General features: G+C 63.0%; 33 protein-coding genes and 1 pseudogene. 31 read left to right on the top strand and 3 right to left on the bottom strand.

Annotated elements, in window-relative coordinates; all coding sequences use genetic code 11:
* Window positions 1-69: 69 nt before the first annotated feature.
* Complete coding sequence (locus ACQ651_RS06060) at window positions 70-1,257, top strand: trans-sulfuration enzyme family protein (RefSeq protein ID WP_430448750.1); 1,188 nt, start codon at window positions 70-72, stop codon at window positions 1,255-1,257.
* Between the two features lie 16 nt (window positions 1,258-1,273).
* On the opposite strand, the gene ACQ651_RS06055 is transcribed toward ACQ651_RS06060, so the two are convergent.
* Entirely contained in the window at window positions 1,274-1,693 is a 420-nt protein-coding gene (locus ACQ651_RS06055; RefSeq protein ID WP_430448749.1) for a hypothetical protein, read from the bottom strand.
* A gap of 287 nt (window positions 1,694-1,980) precedes the next feature.
* On the opposite strand from ACQ651_RS06055, the gene ACQ651_RS06050 reads away from it, so the two are divergent.
* The 10 genes and pseudogenes from ACQ651_RS06050 to ACQ651_RS06005 all read left to right on the top strand — a co-directional run bounded on the left by ACQ651_RS06050 (window position 1,981) and on the right by ACQ651_RS06005 (window position 12,477).
* Window positions 1,981-3,027, top strand: coding sequence for an ATP-binding protein (locus ACQ651_RS06050; protein ID WP_227285919.1), 1,047 nt, complete (start codon window positions 1,981-1,983; stop codon window positions 3,025-3,027).
* 183 nt (window positions 3,028-3,210) lie between these two features.
* Window positions 3,211-4,242: a substrate-binding domain-containing protein gene (locus ACQ651_RS06045; protein ID WP_227285918.1), complete on the top strand. Its 1,032-nt coding sequence runs from the start codon at window positions 3,211-3,213 to the stop codon at window positions 4,240-4,242.
* Between the two features lie 77 nt (window positions 4,243-4,319).
* Window positions 4,320-5,783, top strand: a complete 1,464-nt coding sequence (pstC, locus tag ACQ651_RS06040; protein ID WP_430448748.1) for a phosphate ABC transporter permease subunit PstC — start codon at window positions 4,320-4,322, stop codon at window positions 5,781-5,783.
* Window positions 5,780-7,123, top strand: coding sequence for a phosphate ABC transporter permease PstA (pstA, locus tag ACQ651_RS06035; RefSeq protein ID WP_227285916.1), 1,344 nt, complete (start codon window positions 5,780-5,782; stop codon window positions 7,121-7,123). The genes pstC and pstA overlap by 4 nt, the downstream gene beginning before the upstream one ends.
* A 20-nt stretch (window positions 7,124-7,143) precedes the next feature.
* A complete protein-coding gene (pstB, locus tag ACQ651_RS06030) occupies window positions 7,144-7,941 on the top strand; it encodes a phosphate ABC transporter ATP-binding protein PstB (protein ID WP_121898854.1) in 798 nt (265 codons plus the stop codon).
* Between the two features lie 16 nt (window positions 7,942-7,957).
* Window positions 7,958-8,674, top strand: coding sequence for a phosphate signaling complex protein PhoU (gene phoU / locus ACQ651_RS06025; protein ID WP_227285915.1), 717 nt, complete (start codon window positions 7,958-7,960; stop codon window positions 8,672-8,674).
* A 3-nt stretch (window positions 8,675-8,677) separates the two neighbouring features.
* The gene (gene phoB / locus ACQ651_RS06020; protein ID WP_121898687.1) at window positions 8,678-9,364 is read left to right on the top strand and encodes a phosphate regulon transcriptional regulator PhoB; all 687 of its coding nucleotides are present in this window, start codon (window positions 8,678-8,680) and stop codon (window positions 9,362-9,364) included.
* 920 nt (window positions 9,365-10,284) lie between these two features.
* Window positions 10,285-11,418, top strand: a pseudogene (locus tag ACQ651_RS06015) (IS3 family transposase).
* A gap of 262 nt (window positions 11,419-11,680) precedes the next feature.
* On the top strand, window positions 11,681-11,896 hold the full coding sequence (locus ACQ651_RS06010) for a helix-turn-helix domain-containing protein (protein ID WP_430448747.1): 216 nt from the start codon (window positions 11,681-11,683) through the stop codon (window positions 11,894-11,896).
* A complete protein-coding gene (locus ACQ651_RS06005) occupies window positions 11,893-12,477 on the top strand; it encodes a hypothetical protein (protein ID WP_430448746.1) in 585 nt (194 codons plus the stop codon). Before ACQ651_RS06010 ends, ACQ651_RS06005 begins: the two co-directional genes overlap by 4 nt.
* A gap of 329 nt (window positions 12,478-12,806) precedes the next feature.
* Here the strand turns inward: ACQ651_RS06005 and ACQ651_RS06000 are convergent, their stop codons facing one another.
* A complete protein-coding gene (locus tag ACQ651_RS06000; RefSeq protein ID WP_430448745.1) occupies window positions 12,807-13,109 on the bottom strand; it encodes a hypothetical protein in 303 nt (100 codons plus the stop codon).
* 141 nt (window positions 13,110-13,250) lie between these two features.
* Between ACQ651_RS06000 and ACQ651_RS05995 the strand changes: the two genes are divergently transcribed.
* The 20 genes from ACQ651_RS05995 to ACQ651_RS05900 all read left to right on the top strand — a co-directional run bounded on the left by ACQ651_RS05995 (window position 13,251) and on the right by ACQ651_RS05900 (window position 21,989).
* Window positions 13,251-13,529, top strand: coding sequence for a hypothetical protein (locus ACQ651_RS05995; RefSeq protein WP_430448744.1), 279 nt, complete (start codon window positions 13,251-13,253; stop codon window positions 13,527-13,529).
* Window positions 13,526-13,732: a hypothetical protein gene (locus ACQ651_RS05990; RefSeq protein WP_430448743.1), complete on the top strand. Its 207-nt coding sequence runs from the start codon at window positions 13,526-13,528 to the stop codon at window positions 13,730-13,732. The genes ACQ651_RS05995 and ACQ651_RS05990 overlap by 4 nt, the downstream gene beginning before the upstream one ends.
* Window positions 13,725-14,003, top strand: coding sequence for a hypothetical protein (locus ACQ651_RS05985; protein WP_430448742.1), 279 nt, complete (start codon window positions 13,725-13,727; stop codon window positions 14,001-14,003). The genes ACQ651_RS05990 and ACQ651_RS05985 overlap by 8 nt, the downstream gene beginning before the upstream one ends.
* Window positions 14,004-14,111: 108 nt before the next feature.
* Window positions 14,112-14,531 (top strand): hypothetical protein, encoded by a 420-nt coding sequence (locus tag ACQ651_RS05980; RefSeq protein WP_430448741.1) that lies wholly within the window; start codon window positions 14,112-14,114, stop codon window positions 14,529-14,531.
* Window positions 14,528-15,175, top strand: a complete 648-nt coding sequence (locus tag ACQ651_RS05975; protein ID WP_430448740.1) for a zonular occludens toxin domain-containing protein — start codon at window positions 14,528-14,530, stop codon at window positions 15,173-15,175. The genes ACQ651_RS05980 and ACQ651_RS05975 overlap by 4 nt, the downstream gene beginning before the upstream one ends.
* A gap of 84 nt (window positions 15,176-15,259) precedes the next feature.
* Window positions 15,260-15,394 (top strand): hypothetical protein, encoded by a 135-nt coding sequence (locus ACQ651_RS05970; protein WP_430448739.1) that lies wholly within the window; start codon window positions 15,260-15,262, stop codon window positions 15,392-15,394.
* Complete coding sequence (locus tag ACQ651_RS05965) at window positions 15,387-15,515, top strand: hypothetical protein (RefSeq protein ID WP_430448738.1); 129 nt, start codon at window positions 15,387-15,389, stop codon at window positions 15,513-15,515. The genes ACQ651_RS05970 and ACQ651_RS05965 overlap by 8 nt, the downstream gene beginning before the upstream one ends.
* 15 nt (window positions 15,516-15,530) lie before the next feature.
* The gene (locus ACQ651_RS05960; protein ID WP_430448737.1) at window positions 15,531-16,355 is read left to right on the top strand and encodes a major capsid protein P2; all 825 of its coding nucleotides are present in this window, start codon (window positions 15,531-15,533) and stop codon (window positions 16,353-16,355) included.
* A gap of 49 nt (window positions 16,356-16,404) precedes the next feature.
* Complete coding sequence (locus tag ACQ651_RS05955; RefSeq protein ID WP_430448736.1) at window positions 16,405-16,911, top strand: hypothetical protein; 507 nt, start codon at window positions 16,405-16,407, stop codon at window positions 16,909-16,911.
* A 1-nt stretch (window position 16,912) separates the two neighbouring features.
* Window positions 16,913-17,092: a hypothetical protein gene (locus ACQ651_RS05950; RefSeq protein WP_430448735.1), complete on the top strand. Its 180-nt coding sequence runs from the start codon at window positions 16,913-16,915 to the stop codon at window positions 17,090-17,092.
* Complete coding sequence (locus ACQ651_RS05945) at window positions 17,071-17,484, top strand: hypothetical protein (RefSeq protein ID WP_430448734.1); 414 nt, start codon at window positions 17,071-17,073, stop codon at window positions 17,482-17,484. Before ACQ651_RS05950 ends, ACQ651_RS05945 begins: the two co-directional genes overlap by 22 nt.
* Complete coding sequence (locus ACQ651_RS05940) at window positions 17,481-17,831, top strand: hypothetical protein (RefSeq protein WP_430448733.1); 351 nt, start codon at window positions 17,481-17,483, stop codon at window positions 17,829-17,831. Before ACQ651_RS05945 ends, ACQ651_RS05940 begins: the two co-directional genes overlap by 4 nt.
* Window positions 17,828-18,415, top strand: coding sequence for a hypothetical protein (locus ACQ651_RS05935; RefSeq protein ID WP_430448732.1), 588 nt, complete (start codon window positions 17,828-17,830; stop codon window positions 18,413-18,415). Before ACQ651_RS05940 ends, ACQ651_RS05935 begins: the two co-directional genes overlap by 4 nt.
* The gene (locus ACQ651_RS05930; RefSeq protein ID WP_430448731.1) at window positions 18,412-18,717 is read left to right on the top strand and encodes a hypothetical protein; all 306 of its coding nucleotides are present in this window, start codon (window positions 18,412-18,414) and stop codon (window positions 18,715-18,717) included. The genes ACQ651_RS05935 and ACQ651_RS05930 overlap by 4 nt, the downstream gene beginning before the upstream one ends.
* On the top strand, window positions 18,714-19,634 hold the full coding sequence (locus ACQ651_RS05925) for a hypothetical protein (RefSeq protein ID WP_430448730.1): 921 nt from the start codon (window positions 18,714-18,716) through the stop codon (window positions 19,632-19,634). The genes ACQ651_RS05930 and ACQ651_RS05925 overlap by 4 nt, the downstream gene beginning before the upstream one ends.
* A complete protein-coding gene (locus ACQ651_RS05920) occupies window positions 19,634-19,816 on the top strand; it encodes a hypothetical protein (protein ID WP_430448729.1) in 183 nt (60 codons plus the stop codon). The genes ACQ651_RS05925 and ACQ651_RS05920 overlap by 1 nt, the downstream gene beginning before the upstream one ends.
* The gene (locus ACQ651_RS05915) at window positions 19,813-20,004 is read left to right on the top strand and encodes a hypothetical protein (RefSeq protein WP_430448728.1); all 192 of its coding nucleotides are present in this window, start codon (window positions 19,813-19,815) and stop codon (window positions 20,002-20,004) included. Before ACQ651_RS05920 ends, ACQ651_RS05915 begins: the two co-directional genes overlap by 4 nt.
* Window positions 20,005-20,010: 6 nt before the next feature.
* Window positions 20,011-20,196, top strand: coding sequence for a hypothetical protein (locus ACQ651_RS05910; protein ID WP_430448727.1), 186 nt, complete (start codon window positions 20,011-20,013; stop codon window positions 20,194-20,196).
* A gap of 573 nt (window positions 20,197-20,769) precedes the next feature.
* The gene (gene aroQ, locus ACQ651_RS05905) at window positions 20,770-21,210 is read left to right on the top strand and encodes a type II 3-dehydroquinate dehydratase (RefSeq protein WP_430448726.1); all 441 of its coding nucleotides are present in this window, start codon (window positions 20,770-20,772) and stop codon (window positions 21,208-21,210) included.
* Window positions 21,207-21,989: a helix-turn-helix transcriptional regulator gene (locus ACQ651_RS05900; protein ID WP_227287450.1), complete on the top strand. Its 783-nt coding sequence runs from the start codon at window positions 21,207-21,209 to the stop codon at window positions 21,987-21,989. Before aroQ ends, ACQ651_RS05900 begins: the two co-directional genes overlap by 4 nt.
* A 29-nt stretch (window positions 21,990-22,018) precedes the next feature.
* Here the strand turns inward: ACQ651_RS05900 and ACQ651_RS05895 are convergent, their stop codons facing one another.
* Complete coding sequence (locus ACQ651_RS05895) at window positions 22,019-22,555, bottom strand: GNAT family N-acetyltransferase (RefSeq protein ID WP_227287451.1); 537 nt, start codon at window positions 22,553-22,555, stop codon at window positions 22,019-22,021.
* Window positions 22,556-22,590: the final 35 nt, after the last annotated feature.

Genomic DNA, 22,590 nt, shown 5'->3' with positions numbered 1-22,590 from the left:
CCTCGCCCGCTGTGCCCCATAGGGGCAGGTGACAACCGAAATCTCTTAGCCTTTTTCAGGATGACCGACATGGAAGATCGCCCCAATTCCGCGCCCAGCACTCTTGTGCGCCGAACGGCCTTTCCCGACAGCGTAAGCCGCGCCGTCGTCACGCCGTTGCAGCCCTCCGTCGTCTATGCCTCGCCATCGCCCGACGCGCTGGACGCGCAATACGAAGGCACTGCGAAGGGCTACACCTACGCGCGGGAGGGCCACCCGAATGCCGAGGTGCTGGCCAGCAAGATCGACATGCTGGAGGGGGCCGAGGGCGGCCTGATCGTGGGGTCCGGAATGGCGGCGGTTGCCGCGGTTCTGATGGGCCTGCTGAAAGCCGGCGATCATGTTGTGGGGGGCGATCAGCTTTACGGCCGATCCCTGCGGATGCTGACGCAGGATCTGTCGCGCTTCGGGATCCATGCGACGTTTGCCGACCCGACAGATGGCGGGGCCATGGCCGCCGCGATCCGGCCGGAAACGCGGCTGATCCTTGTGGAGGTCGTCTCCAACCCGACGCTGCGCGTGGCCGATATGGAGGGGATAGCCGCCCTGGCCCGGGATCGCGGCGTACTCCTGATGGTGGACAACACCTTTACCACGCCGATCGGCTACAAGCCCTTCGATCACGGTGCCGATCTGGTGATCCATTCGGTGACCAAACTGCTGGCCGGGCATTCCGATGTGACGCTTGGCTATGCGGCTGCAAGAAACCCCGAGCATCGCAGGGCGATCTATGATTTCGCCACCACCGCGGGCATGACGCCCAGCCCCTATGATTGCTGGATGGCCGAGCGGGGGCTCTATACCTTTCCGCTCCGCTTTGACCGGGCGGAGGCCAATGCCCGCGCCCTTGCCGACCATCTGGCGCAGCTTCCGGGCGTGGAGACGGTGATCTATCCGGGCCGAAGCGACCACCCGGACCACGCGCGCGCGCAAAGCCTGTTGGGCGGGCGCGATGGCAACATGCTCAGCTTCGTCATCCGCGGCGGCCGCGCCGAGGCCAACCGCATGATCGAGGCCGTGCCGCAACTGGCCTTTGCGCCGACGCTTGGCGATGTGGGCACAACGGTGTCCCACCCGGCCAGTTCCTCCCATCGGGCGCTGACGCCGGGCGCGCGGGAGGCGCTTGGCATGACCGAGGGGTTTTTCCGAGTTTCCGTCGGGATCGAGGAGATCGATCTGCTGAAGGCCGATTTTTCGCAGGCGCTAGGCACGCTTTGAGCGCCTTGCCCTGCCGCTAAAGCGCGTGCAGCGGCGACGAGCCGTCAAGCACCACGACGTCGAAACTGAGATCCGGGGCCAGCGCCGCCACCTCGCGCCGGATCAGATTTGCGCTTGGCAGCCTGTCGACCAATGCAAGGTAGCGCCCGTGGAAATCCGCCTCGCTCAGATACCGGGCCATATCGATCGCATCGAAGATCTCCGTGACCAGAGGCGACAGGACAAGCGCCGGCGCATCGGGCCCCGACAGGATCGCATCCCGCAGATGATCGTAGGAAATGGCGATCATGTCCCAGTCCGGATCGCGCAGATGGGGCGGCAGGCGGTCGATTATTTCGGGCGTCAGCGCCACGGCATAGACACGCCGCAACCGCTGCTCGGTTGCACCGTTGGCTGCGGCGCGGTCGCTGCGCCGTCTGATCGGGCCGTCCATCATGTGTCTGTCATGCCTTTCGGCATGTCCTCCGGTCGATCTGCCAAGACGTGCGGCGGGGGTCTGCGGGCCCGGTCTGAGGGACCCCGCCCGCCGCTCGGTTGCAGATGAAAGGGAACTAGCGCCTGACCCGCGCCGGGAAAGAGGTGGGGGCTCACTTTTTCGCGACGCACCGCTTTGCATCGGGCCCGCCGGGGCAGGTATCTGCGCAGACATTGTTAAGCGGACGGAAAATCGCTATCGCGACCGGTGACGCCGCCTGCCTGCATTTCGCCCCGAAAGGCCCCGCCATGCCCTACGTCATTGCCGGCAATCTGCTGGAAACCGTGCCCGAGCCCATGGTGCTGCTGGATACCGAAGGCACCATCGCTGGCGCAAACACGCCCGCCCGCGCCCTCCTTGGTGACTGGATACGGGGGCGGAACTATGTCACCGCCCTGCGCCAGCCCGCGCTTCTGAGCCGGATCGAAGCCGCGTTCGAAAATGGCACCGGCAGCGAGGCACGCTTCGTTCAGAGCGATCAGGCCGGGGAGACCGTGTTCCGGGTCACGATCGGGCCGGTCACCAAGTCCACCGTGCGTTATGACGGCGTGTTGCTGCATTTTCAGGACATCACCCATCTGCGTGAAGCGGAGGAGATGCGCCGGGATTTCGTCGCCAATGTCAGCCACGAGTTGCGCACGCCGCTGACCGCGATCCTGGGGTTCATAGAAACGCTGAGGGGGCCGGCCCGCAATGACGCGGCTGCGCAGGAGCGGTTTCTGGGCATCATGGAGGACGAAGCCCGGCGGATGAACCGCATGATCCAGGATCTGCTCTCTCTCAGTCGGGTGGAGGGGCAGGAGCGCATGCGCCCGCAGGAAACCGTCGATCTGGCAGATGTGCTGAGCGGCGTCGTGGCCTCGCTCAAACCCGGCGCCGAGGAGACGGGCAATCAGTTGCGGATCGAGGGGGAAGGGGGGCCGCTTCCGGTGACCGGCGATGCCGATCAGCTGACGCAGGTGTTCCTGAACCTGACGGAAAATGCGCTCAAATATGGCGGCGGCGGGCGGCCCGTCATTCTGCAGGCCAGCCGGGCCATGGGCACCGGCACCATGAAGGGCCCGGTGATCCGGGTGGACGTGATCGACCGGGGCGACGGGATCGACCCGCTTCACCTGCCGCGCCTGACCGAACGATTCTATCGCGTCGACACCCACCGCAGCCGGGATATGGGCGGCACCGGACTGGGCCTTGCGATTGTGAAACACATCGTCAACCGGCACCGCGGCCGCCTGCGGATTTCAAGCGAGCCGGGGCAGGGCAGTGTCTTTTCGGTCATCTTGCCAACGGGTTGAATTACCCTGCGCGGCAGGGGCCCGGGCCTGTCGGCAATGGGCCGGCTGGATGCAGGCCTCAGTGTCATAAAACCGTTACGAAGCTGTCACAAAAGCATTGCGTGGCCCCGATAGCTGCCGGGGGGAGAGCGTGTGATACCTGCACGTTCGCGACGATCTGAAACCCTAGGGGAGTCTCCTTACATGTCACTTGCTAAACTGACCGTATCCGCGCTGGCTATCGCCGCCGTTTCGGCCACTGCCGCCGTCGCCCAGAGCCGCGACAACGTGCAGATCGCAGGCTCGTCCACCGTGCTGCCTTACGCGGCCATCGTGGCGGAAGCTTTCGGTGAAAACTTCGAATTTCCGACCCCGGTTGTCGAATCCGGCGGGTCCTCCACCGGTCTGCGCCGCTTCTGCGAAGGTGTCGGCGAAAACACCATCGACATCGCCAACTCCTCCCGCCCGATTCGCGAAAACGAAGTCGCGACCTGCGCCGAGAACGGCGTGACCGACATCATCGAAGTCCGCATCGGCTATGACGGGATCGTGTTCGCCAGCGACATCGACGGCAACTCCTTCGAGTTCACGCCCGAGCATTGGTATCTGGCGCTGGCCGCCGAGCTGCCGGTTGACGGTGCGCTGGTCGCCAACCCGAACACCAACTGGTCCGAAGTGGGCGACCTGCCCGATCAGGCCATCGCGGCCTACATCCCGGGCACCCGTCACGGCACCCGCGAAGTGTTCGAGGAAAACGTGATCCTTCAGGGCTGTGAAGACAGCGGCGCGATGGAAGCGATCATGGAGATCAACGGCGGCGACGAAGACGCGGCCGAAGAGGCCTGCATGGCGATCCGGACCGATGGCGTCTCCACCGATATCGATGGCGACTACACCGAAACGCTGGCCCGCATCTCCGCCAACCCCGAAGGCATCGGCGTATTCGGCCTGGCCTTCTACGAGAACAACACGGATCGTCTGCAGGTTGCGACCATGTCCGGTGTCGAGCCGACCGTGGAAACCATCTCCACAGGCGAATACCCGGTGTCGCGCCCGCTGTTTTTCTACATCAAGGCAGCGCATATCGGCGTGATCCCCGGCCTGAAGGAATTCGCCTCCTTCTTCGTCTCCGACGATATCGCAGGCCCGTTCGGCCCGCTGGCCGCCTATGGCCTCGTCTCCGACCCCGAACTGGCCGAGACCCAGGCCAAGATCGAAAACGAAGAGACCATGTAAGCTGAGCTTGCAACCGGCGGGGCGGCGCGTTTGCGCGGCCCCGCCAATCCTGTTTCCCGATCCTGAAAGTCAACCATATGCCATTGCTTTGGATCCTCGTGATCGTCCTGTGCCTTGGGGTCGCGGGCTATGTTCTCGGCCGGCAGCGCGCCATGGCCAGCGCAGGGGGCGACCGCCGCATCCTGCATTCGCTTCCCAGCTATTACGGGGCCAATGTCTCGATCTTCACGATTGTGCCCGCGCTTCTGGTGCTGACCATCTGGCTGTTCGTGCAGCCCGTGGTGATCGAGCGGCAGGTGACCTCCATGATCACCGATACGGCGATCGAGGATGCCGGATCACGCGGTCTGGTGATGACCGATGTGCGCCGCGTGGCCGAAGGGCTGGACGTGGCGATCGAGCAGGGCGCGCTGACCAGCGAGGAGGCGCGGAATATCCGCACCGAATTCACCAATGTCCGGTCGCGGCTCGGCGAGGTCGGTGTGGCGCTTGGCAGTGAGGTGACGCCGGAAGTGCTGGATGCCGCGCAGCGCTACCGCGAACTGAACCGGATCGGCAACCAGATGATGACCGTCGTCGTGCTGATCTTGGCGGCACTCGGTCTGGGCTATGCCTATGCCCGCACCCATCAGGAATTTCGCGCCCGCAACACGGTCGAATACGCGATACTCACGATCCTCGTTCTTGCGTCCACCATCGCCATCCTGACCACTGTCGGCATCGTTCTGTCGATGCTGTTCGAGACGTTCAACTTCTTCCAGCTCTACCCCGCGCAGGATTTCTTCTTCGGAACCGAATGGGCACCGACCTTCGAAAGCGATGCGTCCGAACTGGGCCTGCTGCCGCTCTTGTGGGGCACGATGTATGTATCGGTCATCGCGCTTCTCGTGGCGGTGCCGATCGGTCTTTTTGCCGCGATCTACATGGCGGAGTATGCCAGCGCCCGGGTCCGTTCCATAGCCAAGCCGCTGATCGAGATCCTGGCCGGTATCCCGACCATCGTGTACGGCCTCTTCGCCCTGATCACCGTCGGCCCGCTCCTGCGCGACTACTTCGCCGAACCGCTTGGGCTTGGCACCTCCTCCTCTTCGGTGATGACCGCGGGGATCGTGATGGGCATCATGCTGATCCCCTTCGTCTCCTCGCTGTCCGACGATATCATCAACGCCGTGCCGCAGTCGCTCAGGGATGGCAGCTTCGGCCTTGGCGCGACCCATTCCGAAACCGTGAAGCAGGTGATCCTGCCGGCCGCGCTGCCGGGCATCGTGGGGGCGATCCTGCTCGCCGCCAGCCGCGCCATCGGGGAGACGATGATCGTGGTGCTCGGGGCAGGGGCGGCGGCCCGGCTTGACCTGAATCCGTTCGAGGCGATGACCACCGTCACCGTCAAGATCGTGGGTCAGCTGACCGGCGACACCGATTTCTCCAGTCCCGAGGCGCTGGTCGCCTTTGCACTGGGTCTCACCCTTTTCGTCATCACGCTCGGGCTGAACGTGATGGCACTCTACATCGTGCGCAGATACCGGGAGCAGTACGAATGAGCGACGCAACCGCACCCTCGCCGACGGCGCCCACATCCTCGCTTCTGAAGCAGGATGAGCGGACCCGTCGCCGCAACCGTGCCGAAACACGGTTCCGCGCCTATGGTATGGCCGCCGTGATCGTCGGTATCCTTGCGCTGATCCTGCTGCTGACCTCGATCCTGTCGAACGGTCTCAGTTCCTTCCGCCAGACCTTCATTACCTTCCCGGTGACGCTGGCCGAGGAGCGGCTTGACCCGCAGGGCAACCGCGACCCCGCCGAGATGGCACGGGTCACCACCTTCGGCTATGCGCCGCTTCTGGGGCAGAGCTTCGTGGAGCATGTGCAGTCCATCGGGATCGAAACCGGCCTGGGCCCCCGCGAAATGGCGGCCATGATCTCCGATGAGGCCCCCGGACAACTGCGCGCCATGGTGCTGGCCAATCCGGAACTCGTGGGCGAGACGATCACACTGGAGTTGCTTGCCGGCGGCCGGATCGACGGGTTTTTCAAGGGTCGCGTCACCATGGCCAGCGCCGAGCGCGACAACAACGTCTCGCCAGAGCAGTTGCTTCTGGCCGAGGCGCTGCGCGAGCAGGGCGTCATGGAAACCCGCTTCAACTGGAACTTCATCACGGCGCCCGACGCCTCCGGCCAGCGACCTGAGGCCGCCGGGCTTGGCGTGGCGATCCTGGGGTCGTTCTACATGATGATCGTGGTTCTGGTGCTGGCGCTGCCGATCGGGGTGGCGGCGTCGATCTATCTTGAGGAATTCGCCCCGAAGAACCGGTTCACCGATCTGATAGAGGTGAATATCTCCAACCTTGCGGCCGTGCCGTCCATCGTCTTCGGGATCCTGGGTCTGGCGATCTTCATCAACTTCGCGGGGCTGCCGCAATCGGCACCCATTGTGGGCGGGCTCGTGCTGACCCTGATGACGCTTCCCACGATCATCATTGCCACCCGGGCATCGCTGCGCGCCGTGCCGCCCTCGATCCGCTCCGCGGCACTTGGCCTTGGCGCGTCGAAGATGCAATCGGTGTTCCATCACGTCCTGCCGCTGGCCGCGCCCGGTATCCTGACCGGCACCATCATCGGCCTTGCCCAGGCCCTGGGCGAAACCGCGCCGCTTCTGCTGATCGGCATGGTGGCCTTCGTGCGCGAATACCCCTCCGCCCCGCCGGACGGCTTTTTCGACCCGGCCTCGGCCCTGCCCGTGCAGGTCTATAACTGGACACAACGCTCTGACCCTGCCTTTGTGGAACGGGCGTCCGGCGCGATCATCGTGCTGCTTGTGTTCTTGATTTTCATGAATGCGGTCGCGATCCTGTTGCGCCGCCGGTTCGAGCGCCGCTGGTAAGCGCGATGGAGGACGCACATATGAACGACATGCGAGCAGTGGAGCGCGACGTGGACACCAATGACCTGAAAATCACCGCCCGCGGGGTGGACGTGTTCTACGGCGACACGCATGCGATCAAGGATGTCGATGTGGATATCGTCGACAACACCGTGACCGCATTCATCGGGCCGTCGGGATGCGGAAAGTCCACTTTCCTGCGATGCCTGAACCGGATGAACGACACGATCGACGTGGCGCGGGTTGAGGGCTCGATCATGCTTGACGGCGAAGACATCTACGACCCCAAGGTCGATCCGGTGCAGCTGCGCGCCAAGGTGGGGATGGTATTTCAGAAGCCGAACCCGTTCCCGAAATCGATCTACGACAACGTGGCCTATGGCCCGCGGATCCACGGATTGGCAAAGGACAAGGCCGCGCTTGACGAGATCGTCGAGAAATCGCTGCGCCGGGCCGCACTCTGGGACGAGGCGAAGGACCGTCTGGACCAGCCAGGCACAGGCCTGTCCGGCGGGCAGCAGCAGCGTCTGTGCATCGCGCGCGCGGTGGCGACCAACCCTGAGGTTCTGCTGATGGACGAGCCGTGCTCGGCGCTGGACCCCATCGCCACGGCGCAGATCGAGGAGCTGATCGATGAGTTGCGCTCCCGCTATTCCGTGGTCATCGTGACCCACTCGATGCAGCAGGCGGCCCGTGTCAGCCAGAAGACCGCGTTCTTCCATCTGGGCGAACTGGTCGAGTTTGGCGAGACGGGGCACATTTTCACCAATCCGAGCGATCCGCGTACCGAAAGCTACATCACCGGCCGTATCGGGTAAGAGGCAGGCAAAAAACATGGCAAATCAAGAGCATATCGTCGCATCCTTCGACCGTGATCTCGAAGGAATTCAGGCGATGATCATGAAGATGGGCGGGCTTGTCGAAGACAGTATCGTCAAATCCGCCGAAGCGCTGGAGACCCGCGACGAGGATCTTGCCCTGACGGTCAAGAACGGGGACAAGGCGATCGACGCGCTGGAAGAGCAGGTGAACGAGGAGGCCGCGCGCATCCTGGCCCTGCGCCAGCCGACCGCCTCGGACCTGCGCACGGTGTTGAGCGTGTTCCGCGTCTCGGCCAATCTGGAGCGGATCGGCGATTACTCCAAGAACATCGCCAAGCGCTCTTCGGTCGTGATCCAGATGCAACCGATCAACGGCACCGCGACGGCGCTCAAGCGCATGGCCCGCGTCGTCGAATTGATGCTCAAGGACGCGCTCGACGCCTATATCCAGCGCGACGCGGATCTGGCTGCCGATGTGCGCGAGCGCGATCTGGAAGTCGATCAGATGTATTCCGCGTTGTTCCGGGAATACCTGACCTTCATGATGGAGGATCCGCGCAACATCACCGCCTGCATGCACCTGCATTTCATGGCCAAGAATATCGAGCGCATGGGCGACCATGTCACCTCGATCTGTGAACAGGTCATTTATCTGGTAACGGGCGAGATGCCCGATGAGGACCGCCCGAAACAGGATCGGACACCTTATGAAGAAGGGGCAGGGGGCTGACAGATGGCAGGCGAACCTCTGGTACTTGTGGTAGAGGACGAACCGGCGCAGCGCGAGGTGCTGGCCTATAATATCCGCGCCGAAGGCTTTCAGGTCGTCACCGCCGAGGCGGGAGACGAGGCGTTGGTTCTGGTCCGAGAAACGCCTCCCGATGTGATCATTCTGGACTGGATGTTGCCCCATGTGTCGGGCATCGAGGTGTGTCGGCAGCTGAAAAACGGCACCGATACAAGCCGGATCCCCGTCATCATGCTGTCGGCCCGCTCCGAAGAGGTCGACAAGGTGCGCGGGCTGGAAACCGGGGCCGATGATTACGTGGTCAAACCCTATTCCGTGGCCGAGCTTCTGGCGCGCCTGCGCACGCAGCTTCGGCGCATCCGCCCCGCTGCCGTGGGCGAGCGGCTGGAATATGACGACATCCTTCTGGATATGACCGAACACCGGGTTTACAGGGCCGGCGCCTCCCTGACCCTGGGCCCGACCGAGTTCCGCCTGCTGACGGCCTTCATGGAGCGTCCCGGCCGCGTCTGGAGCCGGGAGCAGTTGCTCGATCGGGTCTGGGGGCGCGACATCTATGTCGACAGCCGGACGGTCGATGTGCATGTCGGCCGCCTGCGCAAGGTGCTGCGAAGCTCCGGCAGCGATGACCCGATCCGTACGGTCCGTGGCGCGGGCTATGCATTGGGTTAGGTTTGTCTTGTAAGAATTTGATTTATTTAACTGAAATATAGCCTCTTGGACCATCCAACCCGCGTCATGAACGCGGGATTGGTGTGCTATGCCATCAAGCGATAGGGCTGACTGAAACTGGGCGCGCTCCCGAAGGTCCTGAGACCCGAAGCCCATGCACATTACCCCGGACCCGTGTCACGAGTGTTTATGAGCGCTACGGCTTCACTGCCGATATGCCACCGGTTGTTTGAACGCTCAGACACTCTGCTGTCGCGCCCGGAACCAGGTTTCAAGTCGGAGGGAGAGATACCAGAGCGCAGCTGTCGGAGTTCTCTAATGTTGAGACTGCAGTGTGTGCAAAATCAAAAACTTAGTACTTTTTATTGATGAGACTCTGCGTAAAGGATGTTTTCCAGTTCTGCGTTCAAAAGCCGATCTTCTGAATGAGGCGATCGCTGTCTTACATGCGGGACGAAGCTAACCTTCGCTGCGTTCGCGCCAGCGACTGCTTTATGTGAGTTTGCCGGACACCGGCGTTTTGGCCGGTGAGAGAAACGATTTAGTTTTGACCTTATCTTTCTCAGCCGCGGAGCTGCTCTGAGCTTTCCAGATGGCGTTTCAGCTCAACCTATCTGTGCTTTTTTAGCCGCAAGATTGGGTCAGGCCTATTTGTAAGATAGCTGCCGATTTGAGTTCAGGTTGCCGTTAGCTCCCTACGATCATTATACCTGTTGTCCCAGCGACTGCGCAGACCAATAGCCCTGAAATTAGTGCCGCAAGACCGTCGCGTGCAATGAGGGCCATTGCTATCACTAGAACGACGGCTGCCAAAGTCGTCCCCGCAAACGGGACAATTTCCAGAAATGGCATTGTCTGAGCTGGTCCCGGAAAACTGGACAGTGAGCTAAGGTGTATCCCAACGACGAAGGGATATGACGATGGCGCGGAAGCGACGGAAGTTTACGGATCATTTCAAGGCCCAGGTGGCGCTGGAAGCGCTGCGTGGTGACAGGACGGTGCAGGAGATCGCGGGCGCGGCACGGGCTGCTGCCGACACAGGTGAGTGCCTGGAAGAAGCAGGCAATGGAGGGCCTGTCGGATGTGTTCGCCGGAAAGGCGGGTGGCGCGGTGGACCGAGAAGCGGAGCTGAAGGATCTGCACGCCAAGATCGGGAGGTTGGCGGTGGAGAACGATTTTTTAGCCAAAGGGCTCAAGACATGAGCCCCTGCCGTCGCAAGAATATCGTCCAGCCCGATCATCCGCAGCTCAGCCTGAGCGCGCAGTGCCGCATCCTGGGGATCAGCCGGTCGTCGCTGTATTATCGACCCGTGCCGGTTCGCGACGACACGCTGGCATTGATGAAGTCGATCGACCGGTTGTTCACGGCCTATCCGTTCTTCGGTAGCCGACAAATGGTTGCGATGCTTAAGCGTGACGGCCTGTCGGTCGGGCGGCACCGGATCCGGCGGCTGATGCGTCGAATGGGGTTGGAGGCGGTCTATCGCAGGCCAAAGACCAGCCAACCTCACCCGGCGCATCCGATCCATCCCTACCTGCTGCGGACCATGACCATCGACCGCCCGAACCAGGTCTGGTGTGCTGACATCACGTTCGTTCCAGTCAGCCGTGGCTACCTTTACGTTGTGGCGATCATGGATTGGGCGACGCGCAAGGTGCTGTCTTGGCGGCTTTCGAACACGATGCACGCGGACTTCTGCGTCGAGGCGCTGAACGAGGCGATCCGTCGCCATGGCCCGCCCGAGATCGTGAATACCGACCAAGGTAGCCAGTTCACCGGGTCAGCGTGGATCACGACTCTGACCGAGGCCGGGGTGCGGATCAGCATGGACGGCCGCGGCCGCTGCATGGACAACATCTTCATTGAACGGCTTTGGCGATCGATGAAATATGAAGCCGTCTACCTTCAGGATATCGCGGATGGCTTCGAGGCTGGGCGGGTCGTCGACAGTTGGATCGACTTCTACAACCGCCAGCGCCCGCACTCGGCACTTGGTCTGAGGACCCCCGATGAGGCATACTTAGTGAGGATCGAACTGACGAAAGCGGCCTGAGTACACAACCCGATATACCTTAGCAGGGCCGAGAAACTGTGCAGGATACTAGGACCAGCTCAATTAACGAGTTCCGACTGAAGCCATTAGTGCTTGTATAATATTCGCATAATCAGGATTGAGTGTGCCGCAACTGCCTGAAAAATATGGGGAAAGTGGGGGCGACAGGTCCGCAGCGCCAGGCGCGAGTAGACCTGTGGCCCCCGAACCGAAATCGGTCCCCCACGTTATATAGGGGGAGGGGCAGTGGAGCAAGGCAGGAATGGCCAAGGGGCGCTATATAACCGACTTCGAAAAGATGGTGATCCGCGTGGGCGTGGCGAACGGCCACAGCGATGCGGACATAGCCCGCTTCATGAACAGATCGCGACCGCTTGTGACGGTCTGGCGGACGAAGATGGAAAAGGACGGCTCCATCGCTAATCTGCCATTCGGTTTTGTCGCGGATGACGTTGCCGGGGAGCTGGCGAAGAAATGAGCGGCCTTCCCGACAAGCGCGAGCTGGCCCGCCGCAACCGGGCGTTCCTGAAACAGGTCACAGCGGCCAGCCTCGCCCGCCACGCATCGCGGCTGGTGCTGAATGCGATGATCTCGCGGGCCGACATGTATTCCGACCCCCCGATTGTCACCCTCACCAAGACCGATCTGATCGTTGACACCTGCCTGTGCCTCAAATCCGTGAAGAGCGCGTTGACCAACCTCCGGCGCGAAGGCGTCATCATCCCGACACAAGGTCTAGAGGGCGGGCGCAACCGCGCCGTCACATATCGTTTCCGGGTGGTGGGGGAGGGGGGCGCCTCGCCCGCCCAAGACGCGGGGCAGGGGGGGCAGACGGAGGCCCGATGGGCAACCGCGCTCACGACGCTGCGGGCCGAGAACCGCGACCGCGCCGCCGCATGGTACGTGCCGCTGCGCGCAGTCCAAATCACCGACGCGGAGGCCCACCTAGAGGCTCCGACCCGGTTCCTTGCGAGCCGGGTGTCAGAGACGGCACTGAACGAGCCGCTTAGGGCCGCCCTTGGGGTGCGCCGGGTGACGATCACCAGCACGGACAGCTAAGCCACCCCGGCCAGCCCTGCGGGGGGGGCGGTTCCGCGCTCCGTAAAGGGGGGAAAAATCGACACCGGGGGTAAAATCTTCCCCCGGTGTAAAATCTGCCCCCCAAGGGGGGTAAATTCTGGCTCTTAGGGGTGAACAAAAAACGCCCCCTATAGATGCGATAGAAGAAAGGGAGAAAGGCCGGTCGCTGGTCGCGCCCGAAATGGGCATAAAGCGCCCACGGGGACCGTCCGGCGGCTCGACAAGCCGGGCAGGCTGAGAAGGGGGAAGGGTGGCAGGGTTAGCCGTTATACGGGCCAGCTGAGGCGTAGGCCGCCATGCAGGTGCCGCTATTGCATCCAGCAACGCCCATCGTCTTGAATGGCGATCTCCTGACGAGGGAACCCGAGTGCGCGACCCGGCAGTTCGATCACAAAGCCCCCGTTTGCCCACGCCCACGCCCCGAGCTGATCACCGGACAACGCATCGCACGTCCGCCCGAGATAGATCGTTTCGCCGCCGCCGGTCAGCACAGCGCCGTGCTGGTTGTAATCGACCCGATAGGCCACCCCGTCCGAGCTGGTCCGGATCTGTTGCTGAGCGATAGCGATGCTTGGGGCCAGGGCGATCAGCACGATTGCGATACGTAGCATGGGTTTCCCTCCGAGATGGTCGCCACCTGTAGATCGCCGCCGCGCCAGCTCTGCAACCGATTCGGCGCTTTAGGGGATTCACGCTCGGACTAAATGTGCTATGTCAACCCTACATCTTGTTACGTAGGAAGGACTGACCACATGACCACCCCGACGTTCTCCGAGCGCGCCGCCGAGCTGCGCACCTTGAAGGCCAGCGCCAAAGCTGCGCCCTTCTTCGCCCATGCAGGGTTACAGGCGAAGGCCGACGCCGCCCAAGACGAGCTGATCGTGGCCATGGCCGCCACGCTCGACGCCGCCTTGGCCGAGCCGCTGCCCGATCCCGTGATCATCGAAGAACAGGCCGCGCCGGAGCCGCAACCCGCGCCCGCGCCGGAGCCGACACCGGAGCCTGCACCCGCGCCGGAGCCGCAGGCATGACGGTGTCGGGTGCATTCAAAGATCGCCGCACCCTGAGCGAGCGCGCGCGGGATTTCGACCATAAGGTCGAACGCCTGCGCGATGCGGGTGTCCTCGACATCAAAGAGCAGGCCAGCCAAGCGCTGGCCGACGCCGCCGCGCTCTTCCGCGAGATGGCCCGCGAGATCGAGCGGCGTGACGAGGAGCTGGGTGGGGATGGCTGAGATCAAACCGCGCGAAACGGTGATAAAACGCTGCGGCTGCGCCGGTTGCGGCAAGCAGGTGCAGGTGAAGCTGAACAAAAACGGCTGCGCCTACTACTACTGCCCATGGGCCGACGAGACCGGCGACCCGTGCAATCATCAACAGCGGTGGGGGAAGGCCGCCAGCGCCAAGATGATCGCCGCCTATGAGGCGGGCGGCGATGATCCGGCCCCACGCCCGGCGCCGGAGCCTGAACCGGCGGAGGAGAGCACCAATGCCCTCTTCGGATGATCTCGAACCCGACACCGTGCCACCGGAGGCCGAGGCCGATGAGGCGGCGCATCTCGACGCATTCCGCGCGCCTTCAATCGAAGACGAGGGCCCCCGCCTGACGATGTGGTGCAACTGGACGATGACGGCGAGCCGGTGGCCGATCTGGACAGCGGCGCGCAGATCGACAAGGACGCCTTTTATGTGGTCTTCGATCACGCCTTTGGATTGCCCGGCCAGTTCGTTCCGGCATTCAAGCCGCTGGCGATCCAGACCGACGAAAAGCACCGCGCTAGGGCGGCATCGGATGCGATCTATGAGCTGCTCGAAATCTACTTCCCGGCGGCGCTCCAACCCGGCTCCGACACGCTGGCCCGCTTGCTGGTCTGTGTGCCGTTCCTGATCGGCAAGGTGATGGTGGCCCGCGCGATCATGGCAGGGCCACGGCCTGAGCAGGAGCGGCCAGCGGAGTTCCGCAGGTCGGGGCAGGGTGGGGCCACCGGCAACCCGGCTACCGACTGGCTGCCGCCTGAGGATGAAGCCGCATGACCGCAACACCTCACGTAGGCCGCACCGGCGTCTGGGGCGCGTCTGGTTCGGGAAAGAGTGCCTTCACCAAGCAGCAGATCGCTGGCATGAAACGGTTGGTCGTGTTCGACCCACTGGCCGAGTATACCCTCATGCCGGTGATCCGCGATCTGGACGCCGTGCGCGCCGAGATGCGGGCCAATTGGACCGGATTTCGGCTGGCCTATGTGCCGCCGGTGGGGAAAGAGCCGCAGGCCCTATCCGCGCTCAGCAGGCTGATGATGGCGGCGCAGCAACCCTTCAAGGAAGGCCGATCTGCCCGCACCATGACGCTGATCGTGGAGGAAATGAACCTCTCGTTTCCAGTGGGGTCTGGGGTCGCAAAATCGCCGGGTTTTGCCGAGCTGTGCAGCCGGGGTCGCCATTACGGGATTGCGCTGGTCGGCCTGTCGCAGCGGATTGCCGAGGTGGACACGCGGTTCAGAGGCAACTGCAACGTCACCGTCGCGTTTCGGCAAAAGGGACCGCGCGACCAACAGGCGGCGGCGGCGGAGATCGGCTGCGCCGTGGCCGATCTGCCCAAGGCCGACCTTCAATATCTCCGGGCGGCGGGCGGCGAGGTAGATCCAATGAAGACCCTCAAATTCGGCAAAAAGCCTACGTAAGGTATCGTTAGATTACGTAGCTTTGACCCGGCGGAATCGGACCCGTCATAAGGCCCTCACTCACAACGAGCGAGGGCCTTTGACATGGACAAGCAGCTTGGGAAAATGGTGGTGGCCGGGATCATCTCGGGAACCGTTCTGATCCTGATCCAGCGCCAGTTTTTTGGTCCTCTGAACCACGCCCGAGCGGGCGATATCCAGAGGTCATATTATGCTTAAGAAACAGAACGTGAATGCTGTTCTGACCGTGGTCGCGGGCATCATCGCCGCCGGCTACATCATGAACATGTTCCCCGACGCGCCGGTCATCGGTGAGGCCCGTCGCGGCCTCGGCGGATAAGGGGAGGGCAAGAGAATGGTGCGCTCGCTCCGCAAAATGGCCACTCCCCTTGGCATCGTGCCGGGCGAGACTGCCACGCTGAACCTCCCCCTGGGCCTGACCTATGACAGGCTCGATATCGAGATGAACGTGGACGTTTCCACGGTCGCGACCGATGTCCCGATTGCCAATTGGGGCGACTACATCGACGAGGTGCGACTGATCGTCGATGGCCAGACCCTGTATCAGGCAGAAGCATCGTTCATGGTTGCCTATGCCCTGTACCATGGTCAGGCCCTTGTGCCCGGCGTTCTGCCGCTGTTCCTCGAACGCCCGTGGATGCTGACCACCGCCGATCAGATGATCACCAGCTATGGCACGGCCAACGGCACAGTCGGTTCGCTGACCATGGAGATCGACCTGAAGGCGGGGATCACGGTCAATCATCTGCGCGTCTGGTCCAAGCGGTCGCCGCCCCGCGACTGGGGTTCGCATTTGCGCCTGCAACGCCACGCCCACAACCAGAGCGTCGGCGGCGAGGCGGAGCTGCAAATGTTCTCGCCCGGCCCCTATGGGATGCTGACCATGCATCTCGACACGGCGGCAATCTCGGACCTTCAGGTGATCTCGAACAACCGGATCGTGAAGGAGAGCAACGCGCTTCTGCGTGCTGCCGATCAGGCAACCGCCGGACGGACACCGCAGACCGGTTACACCCATGTGGACTTCCTGACGGAGGACATCATGACCGAGATGCTGGACATGCGCGTGGATGATTTCCGGCTCAAACCGACCTTCACCGGCTCCGGGCCGGGCGCCGTGTCGATCTACACCGAAACCCTGCGCGCGGCCTTCGGCTGAGCCTGTCCCGCGGGGCCAATGGTGGCCTCGCGGCTGTAAGGAGATCATCATGCTTACTTGGGGCAATCGCTTCGCTTCCGCCGGGCCGCAGGGGCCACTCCGCGCGTCCAAAACTCCGCTGACATTCGGGCCGGCCATTGGCACGGTCAGCGGCAACCCGGCCGGGTGGGGCTTCCAGAACCTGCCTTGGTCAATGGGGTCCAATCCGCCCTCCATTGAAACTGGCGATCCCCGCCGGGGAACCTTCGCCACCGGGGCCACGCGGCGCAGTGGATCGGGCATCGGCAGTGTTATCGGCAATCTGGGCAAAACGGTCGGCCCGAACAGCGCCAATCCGCGTATCAATACCGCGCAGATCGAGGGCCAGACCGGCTTTCAGAACGCGCTGAGCCAAATGGGCAGTGATCTGCTCAACGGCATTGCCAGCTCGAACCGGGGCGGCGCGCAGGCACAACCTGCGTCGTGGGCCGATGGCGAAGAGGGCTTCGACTGGTTGACGGCGGCACTGATCGCGGCGGGGGCCTTCGGCATCTACTACATCGCCAAGGACATGTGAGGTGGGGCCGGGGCTACCGCCGCTCAGCCTTACGGCTGGCCCGTCCGTCTCGGAGGCGTCCGGCGGGTTCGGCAGCGCCGGGACGGGCGCGTTCAATTTCAAACCGCAGCGCGGGCTGATCGAGACCGCGTTGCCATGGCTGGCAGTGGGGGTGATCACATGGCTGATGCTCAGGGACTGATCCGGTTTCGCCGCGCCGAATGGACAGATGAAACCGCCGCCGATTTGGGCCTGATGCGGGATCTGACAGAGCGTGACTTGGCGATCTTCCAAGCGCGTGTCGCGGCAGGGGAGTTCTTTCTTCACGCCGTGACCTTTGGCGACCATCGGGTCGGCTGGATTATCTGGTCAACCGATCACCAGCCGGACGGCTTCGATCTGGTGGTGAATGCCGCCGCGATCCTGCCGGTCGAAGGCGCGGACATGACCGAGGAGATGTATCGCCGGTTCATGCTCATGGCCCGTCAGCTCGGCGCGCGCGCAATCCGGTGCTGGACCACCCGCGACGGCCTACGCAGGAAACTGACCAGCCGTGGCGCGATCTGCCGTTACGAAATGGAGATCGTCCTGTGAGCCGGTCCAGCTCGTCCAGCAAGACCAGCACCGCCACCAGCGACCACCGCGTCGCGGGTGACAACGGCGCTGTCGGGGTCAGCGCGGGCGGAGACGTGATGCTTGATCTTACGACTGACGAGGCGTGGGAGCTTGCGGACGTGGTGGTGAGCCGGATCAGCGATCTGGCAACCGAGACCGTAGGTCTGGCGGGCAAGTCGCAGGCCACGCTGGCGGCGGCGCTCGAAACCACGCAGCAGAACAACAAGACCGAGGCCGGGCAGCTCAGCCAGCAGCTCGTGCAGGTCGGCATTCCGGCGGCGCTGATCGCCGTCGCCATCATCTCGTTTTCAGGGCAGGGCAAATGACACAGAGACACCCCACACTGGCCACGTTCACTGTCACAATCCCCGCCAACGGGGAACGGCAGATTGACCGCGTAGGCGATGCGATCAAGTGCCTGTCGGCCAGCCATGATTTCAAGCTGGGTCTGGACGGATCGCCGCTGTCAGATTTCAGCCAGGGCATAGGGTTTCGGACGGCGGCGGCGGGGTTCCGGTCGGTGCGTATCGTGAACCCGATCAACTCGGAGCTGACCGTGCAACTCAGCTTCGCGCGTGGTGATATCACCGATGACCGCGCCGCCTTCAGCGGGGCGCTGAACGTGACCGAGGCGCGGCCATCGGTATTTGCCACGCCCGCGCCTGTCGCTTGCCCGAGCGGCGCGGCAACGCAAATCCTGCCCGCTGATGCGAACCGAAAAGAGGCGCTTGTGACCAATCTGGGCGCAGGCCGCGTGTTCCTGCAAGGGGCGGTGGGCGCGGCTGGCGTCGGCCAGCCGATTGAGCCGTTGGCGACAATCATTCTGGAGAACACCGCCGCGCTGTTCGTTCGCAACGACACCGGCGCGTCGGTCACCATCAATCTGGCCACGGGGGCATTCACGCCATGAGTTCGATTTCCTCGCCCAACACAGGATTGGGGGTCAATCAGAGCTGGCAAAATGTTCGGGCCGAGCGCGCGGCGGGCGTGGCTTATCAGAACACCACGTCCCGCACCATCTTTGTCACCACCGGCGGAGGGCAGAGCAGCAATCATCGGATGGAGGTGTCCGAGGACGGGCTGGTGTGGGAGCTGGTAGACAGTATCGCGGCCAATGGCCGGTATTATGCGATTGGGTTTCCAGTGCCGCCCGGCAGCTACTACCGCGCTCATCCGGGCACCCCGATTGGCTCATGGCTGGAACTGCGATGAGCAGGGCGCTTGGCCTCCTGATGTTGCTGGGCGTTGGCGGCGCGGGCCTCCTCGTGATGCGCCAGCGCGAGGCCGAGGCCGCAGAGGAATACCGCCTCTTTCGGGCAGCGCAGGAAGAGGCCGAGCGGGATGCATGGATTTTCGGAAACGACACCGGAGGCGGTGGCGGTGGCTTCGATTGGGGGCCGCTGATCAACATGGGACTGAGCGGGATCATGAACAACACCAACAGGACATCGACCGGGCGCGGCCTTGGGGGCCTTCTGGGCGGCATCTTTGGGCCGCGTGGCGGCTCAGGCAAGGGCGCAGCCACCACACCGGGGGCAGGGGGCGCTGTGGTGCCGAAGGGCGGCGCACCGGCCCCACGGGGCAGCTCAGGGGCGGGACGGCCCTCGCGGCGCGCCGGACGGGGCAGCACCCGAGGGCTGCGCGATCTGATCGGGAGTGTTGAGGCCCCACAGGGCTATGGGCAGGTTTTTGGCGGCATCCCGAGGGCCGAGCGGCCACGCGATCTGACGGGTATGACCGTGGGCGAGGTGCTGGACTGGCAGCGACAGGTGGTGCGGAACGGCAGCCCATCGAGCGCGGCAGGCAAGTACCAGATCATTCGGCCCACTCTCGCCGGATTGGTAGCAGAAGGCCACGTGTCACGGAATGATCGGTTCGACCGGCAGACGCAGGATCGGCTGGCCGATCAGCTCCTAGAGCGGCGCGGCTTGAGCGACTTTCTGTCGGGCCGCATTGACGAAACGACATTCGGGCAGCGGCTGGCACAGGAATGGGCGTCGTTCCCGGTGTTCACCGAAGACCAGCGTGGCCGACCCGCGCGCGGGCAGAGCTACTACGCCGGGGACGGCCTGAACAGGTCGCATCTGACGGTTGATCAGGTCACCCGCGCTTTGCGGGATTTGTTCTGATGCCGGTGCCGCTGATCCTCTGGGGCGGTGTCGCTCTGGGCGGCCTCTACCTCGCGGAGCGCGCGTTGGACGAGGCCGGAGACGCCGCACAGGCCAGCGCCGAGGTGCTGAAATGGGCCGCGATCGCGGGGGGCGTCTACGTCTCCTATCAGGCGCTGAAATCCGCCGGGGCGCTGAAATGACCGAGGCAGTCTCAGAGTGGATCAATCTGGCGCTGTCGATCATCGCCATCGGTGTTCTGTCGGGCATCTGGTTGCGCATCGGCGGCATGGCCGAGGCCGTCCGGTCCCTGCATCACCGGTTCGATACCATCGTGGCGCGGGTCAACCGGATCGAAGAGGTTTTTTTCCACCACAAACCAAAGGAGTAGAGCAGTATGTTGAGACAGATGTTTATCCAGAAAATGGCGGGCTCGATTGTCCGCCACGGCCTGACCGTAGCGGGCGGCTGGCTGCTCGCGGAGGGCTATACCGACGAGCAGACATGGGCGACGGTCACCGGCGGGATCACCGCCGCGACGGGGATCGCGTTTTCGATTTTCGAGAAGAAATGGCGTTTCTGACCGGGTGCCGGCCGCGCTGACGTCATCCAGCGCGGTCAACTGGCCCTCAGCTCACCCAAGAGCTGAGGGCTTTTTCGTGGATCGGATCGGAATCGGCCGGGTGGCGACCCGATTCTGAGGGCGCATAATTTCAAGGTTATAAGCGTACGACATCGAGGAGAGGACCCGGCGCGATTCAAAATAGGGTTGCAGGGTAGCGTTATAACCGCTAGGTCTAGTGGCAACCCATAGGCAAGGGCCTACTCAGCTAAGCCATTTGGCGCATAATCATGATTATGTAAATAAATGACGGTAGAATCGATCCCTGACGTGACATAGCACAACTCTGGGCTGAATCACCTTGGATACCCTGCGCCCCGCAGATCGGTGTTTCAAAACTGCTCGTGCACGCTGATGCAAGACGGCAAAGACGATTTCAACGTCCTCCCGTAACCATTTGATAGAACGCAGATATATTCTAGTATAACTCCGCTCGTATTCTGTCGGCATCTGAAATTTGCAACGCCGGATCAGCGCCCGGCTCGACATCTTTTATCTATCCAATCTATAGTCTTAACAACATTGGGGAATGTGATGAAAATCTTGGTCTTGAACGGGCCCAATCTCAATCTTCTCGGTCAGAGGGAACCAGAGATTTATGGAGCGGCAACGCTGGCCGATATCGAGGCGGCCTGCGTCAAGACAGGCCGCGAGATCTCCGTCGAGGTGCAGTTCCAACAATCGAACCATGAAGGCGCCCTGGTCGACGCGATCCAGGACGCCGCCGGTCGCTTCGACGGCATTGTGCTCAACGCTGGCGCCTATACCCACAGCTCGATCGCCCTGCGAGATGCAATCAGCGCAACCGCCCTGCCCGTGCTCGAACTGCACCTCAGCAACACCCACGCCCGTGAGACATTCCGGCATCGCTCGATGATTGCGGGCGTCTGTGTCGGCGTGATTGCGGGGTTCGGCGCGGCGGGCTATCCGCTTGCGCTGCGGGCGCTGGCCGAACATCTGAGGCACGGCACATGAAGCGGCTGCAACCCTATCTTGCGATGCGCTCGGTCGAGGAATTGTGGGCCCACCACACGCGTGTCATGGCAAAGTTCGGCTTCGACCGTCTGTTTTACGCCTATAGCGCCTTCCGTAACCTCAAGACACTCGGCAATCCCGAAGATGCGCTCCTGTTGACCAATCATCCGACCGATTACGTAGAGGAATATGTCAACAAAGGGCTGTTCCGGGATGGTCCGATGATGAAATGGGCGGCGCGCAATGTCGGCGCGGTGAGCTGGCGGCAGGTGCGCGAGGAAGTCGCCCGCCGGGAGATGAGCCCGGGCGAGCGTCATGTATTTGAACTCAATCAGCGTTTCGGGCTCGTTGCCGGCTACACGATCAGCTTTCCCATGGCCATCAAGCACGCCAGCGCCGGAATCGGCCTGACCGCGCGCGAGGGCCTTGATCAGGACGATGTGGATGCGATCTGGCAACGCGATGGTGAGATCATCGAGATCATCAACCACGTGGCCCATCTGTGCATTTCACAACTGCCGGCCACCGGGCAAAGCCGGATGCTGACCCGCCGGCAAACCGAGGTTCTGGAACTCGTGGCCGATGGCAAGACCATCCAGGATATTGCCCTGCTTCTGGAACGCAACGCGGCCACGGTGGAGAAGCACCTGCGCGGTGCACGCGACACGTTGGGGGTCGAAACAACGGCGCAGGCCGTGCGCAAGGCCTCGATCCTGAACCAGATTTTCCTGCTGGAGCCACCGCACCCTGCCCCGCAATCCCAGATGTCGCTTCAGTAGCGGCCTGTCCGGCGCATCCCACCCGCTGCTTACAGGCGTTTGAGATAGGTCCATGTTGCGACCTTGGCGTTCCGGGCGACGGAAAACGCCTCCGCATCGCCTAGATAGTCGAACCCTGCATTCGTCAGCACCCGGGCACTTGCCGGATTGTCCTGAAACACGCTGCCGAAGATGGTAGAGTTCTCCAGCGGATTGGCCTCCACGAGAGCCTTCACAGCCTCCGAGGCAAGACCCGTGTTCCACATCCCCGGTGCAATCCAGTAGCCGATCTCCGACTGGCCCCGGTCCATCTGCCGAAGGGAGATCACGCCCAGAAGCTCGGATCCGCCCGCATTCGAGGCGTCCATGACCCAGACATGCTCGCTCCGGTCGCCCGCCTGCGCGCCGGCAATGAACATCTCCGTCGCGCCCGGGGGCAGTGGATGCGGGATGGTCGTCGTCATCTCGGCCACGCGCTTGTCCGATGTATACATCTTCATCAGACCCGCATCGGAGCCGCGCACCGGGCGCAGTACAAAGCGCGGCGTGTCGATCACGGCCTGGGCGATGATGGCTTCCTGTTTCATCCTGTCCCCTCCTCGAACCAGATGTCCTTGGCCCC

It is taken from the genome of Rhodophyticola sp., from assembly GCF_965284195.1.
GTDB lineage: Bacteria > Pseudomonadota > Alphaproteobacteria > Rhodobacterales > Rhodobacteraceae > Rhodophyticola.
This window is presented reverse-complemented; position numbering and strand designations above follow the sequence as displayed.

Bases quoted from the DNA above. Each gene is read 5' to 3' on its own strand.
- ACQ651_RS06060 (WP_430448750.1), top strand. From the start codon at position 70: ATGGAAGATCGCCCCAATTCCGCGCCCAGCACTCTTGTGCGCCGAACG.
- ACQ651_RS06055 (WP_430448749.1), bottom strand. From the start codon at position 1,693: ATGATGGACGGCCCGATCAGACGGCGCAGCGACCGCGCCGCAGCCAAC.
- ACQ651_RS06050 (WP_227285919.1), top strand. From the start codon at position 1,981: ATGCCCTACGTCATTGCCGGCAATCTGCTGGAAACCGTGCCCGAGCCC.
- ACQ651_RS06045 (WP_227285918.1), top strand. From the start codon at position 3,211: ATGTCACTTGCTAAACTGACCGTATCCGCGCTGGCTATCGCCGCCGTT.
- pstC (WP_430448748.1), top strand. From the start codon at position 4,320: ATGCCATTGCTTTGGATCCTCGTGATCGTCCTGTGCCTTGGGGTCGCG.
- pstA (WP_227285916.1), top strand. From the start codon at position 5,780: ATGAGCGACGCAACCGCACCCTCGCCGACGGCGCCCACATCCTCGCTT.
- pstB (WP_121898854.1), top strand. From the start codon at position 7,144: ATGAACGACATGCGAGCAGTGGAGCGCGACGTGGACACCAATGACCTG.
- phoU (WP_227285915.1), top strand. From the start codon at position 7,958: ATGGCAAATCAAGAGCATATCGTCGCATCCTTCGACCGTGATCTCGAA.
- phoB (WP_121898687.1), top strand. From the start codon at position 8,678: ATGGCAGGCGAACCTCTGGTACTTGTGGTAGAGGACGAACCGGCGCAG.
- ACQ651_RS06010 (WP_430448747.1), top strand. From the start codon at position 11,681: ATGGCCAAGGGGCGCTATATAACCGACTTCGAAAAGATGGTGATCCGC.
- ACQ651_RS06005 (WP_430448746.1), top strand. From the start codon at position 11,893: ATGAGCGGCCTTCCCGACAAGCGCGAGCTGGCCCGCCGCAACCGGGCG.
- ACQ651_RS06000 (WP_430448745.1), bottom strand. From the start codon at position 13,109: ATGCTACGTATCGCAATCGTGCTGATCGCCCTGGCCCCAAGCATCGCT.
- ACQ651_RS05995 (WP_430448744.1), top strand. From the start codon at position 13,251: ATGACCACCCCGACGTTCTCCGAGCGCGCCGCCGAGCTGCGCACCTTG.
- ACQ651_RS05990 (WP_430448743.1), top strand. From the start codon at position 13,526: ATGACGGTGTCGGGTGCATTCAAAGATCGCCGCACCCTGAGCGAGCGC.
- ACQ651_RS05985 (WP_430448742.1), top strand. From the start codon at position 13,725: ATGGCTGAGATCAAACCGCGCGAAACGGTGATAAAACGCTGCGGCTGC.
- ACQ651_RS05975 (WP_430448740.1), top strand. From the start codon at position 14,528: ATGACCGCAACACCTCACGTAGGCCGCACCGGCGTCTGGGGCGCGTCT.
- ACQ651_RS05970 (WP_430448739.1), top strand. From the start codon at position 15,260: ATGGACAAGCAGCTTGGGAAAATGGTGGTGGCCGGGATCATCTCGGGA.
- ACQ651_RS05965 (WP_430448738.1), top strand. From the start codon at position 15,387: ATGCTTAAGAAACAGAACGTGAATGCTGTTCTGACCGTGGTCGCGGGC.
- ACQ651_RS05960 (WP_430448737.1), top strand. From the start codon at position 15,531: ATGGTGCGCTCGCTCCGCAAAATGGCCACTCCCCTTGGCATCGTGCCG.
- ACQ651_RS05955 (WP_430448736.1), top strand. From the start codon at position 16,405: ATGCTTACTTGGGGCAATCGCTTCGCTTCCGCCGGGCCGCAGGGGCCA.
- ACQ651_RS05945 (WP_430448734.1), top strand. From the start codon at position 17,071: ATGGCTGATGCTCAGGGACTGATCCGGTTTCGCCGCGCCGAATGGACA.
- ACQ651_RS05935 (WP_430448732.1), top strand. From the start codon at position 17,828: ATGACACAGAGACACCCCACACTGGCCACGTTCACTGTCACAATCCCC.
- ACQ651_RS05930 (WP_430448731.1), top strand. From the start codon at position 18,412: ATGAGTTCGATTTCCTCGCCCAACACAGGATTGGGGGTCAATCAGAGC.
- ACQ651_RS05925 (WP_430448730.1), top strand. From the start codon at position 18,714: ATGAGCAGGGCGCTTGGCCTCCTGATGTTGCTGGGCGTTGGCGGCGCG.
- ACQ651_RS05920 (WP_430448729.1), top strand. From the start codon at position 19,634: ATGCCGGTGCCGCTGATCCTCTGGGGCGGTGTCGCTCTGGGCGGCCTC.
- ACQ651_RS05915 (WP_430448728.1), top strand. From the start codon at position 19,813: ATGACCGAGGCAGTCTCAGAGTGGATCAATCTGGCGCTGTCGATCATC.
- ACQ651_RS05910 (WP_430448727.1), top strand. From the start codon at position 20,011: ATGTTGAGACAGATGTTTATCCAGAAAATGGCGGGCTCGATTGTCCGC.
- aroQ (WP_430448726.1), top strand. From the start codon at position 20,770: ATGAAAATCTTGGTCTTGAACGGGCCCAATCTCAATCTTCTCGGTCAG.
- ACQ651_RS05900 (WP_227287450.1), top strand. From the start codon at position 21,207: ATGAAGCGGCTGCAACCCTATCTTGCGATGCGCTCGGTCGAGGAATTG.
- ACQ651_RS05895 (WP_227287451.1), bottom strand. From the start codon at position 22,555: ATGAAACAGGAAGCCATCATCGCCCAGGCCGTGATCGACACGCCGCGC.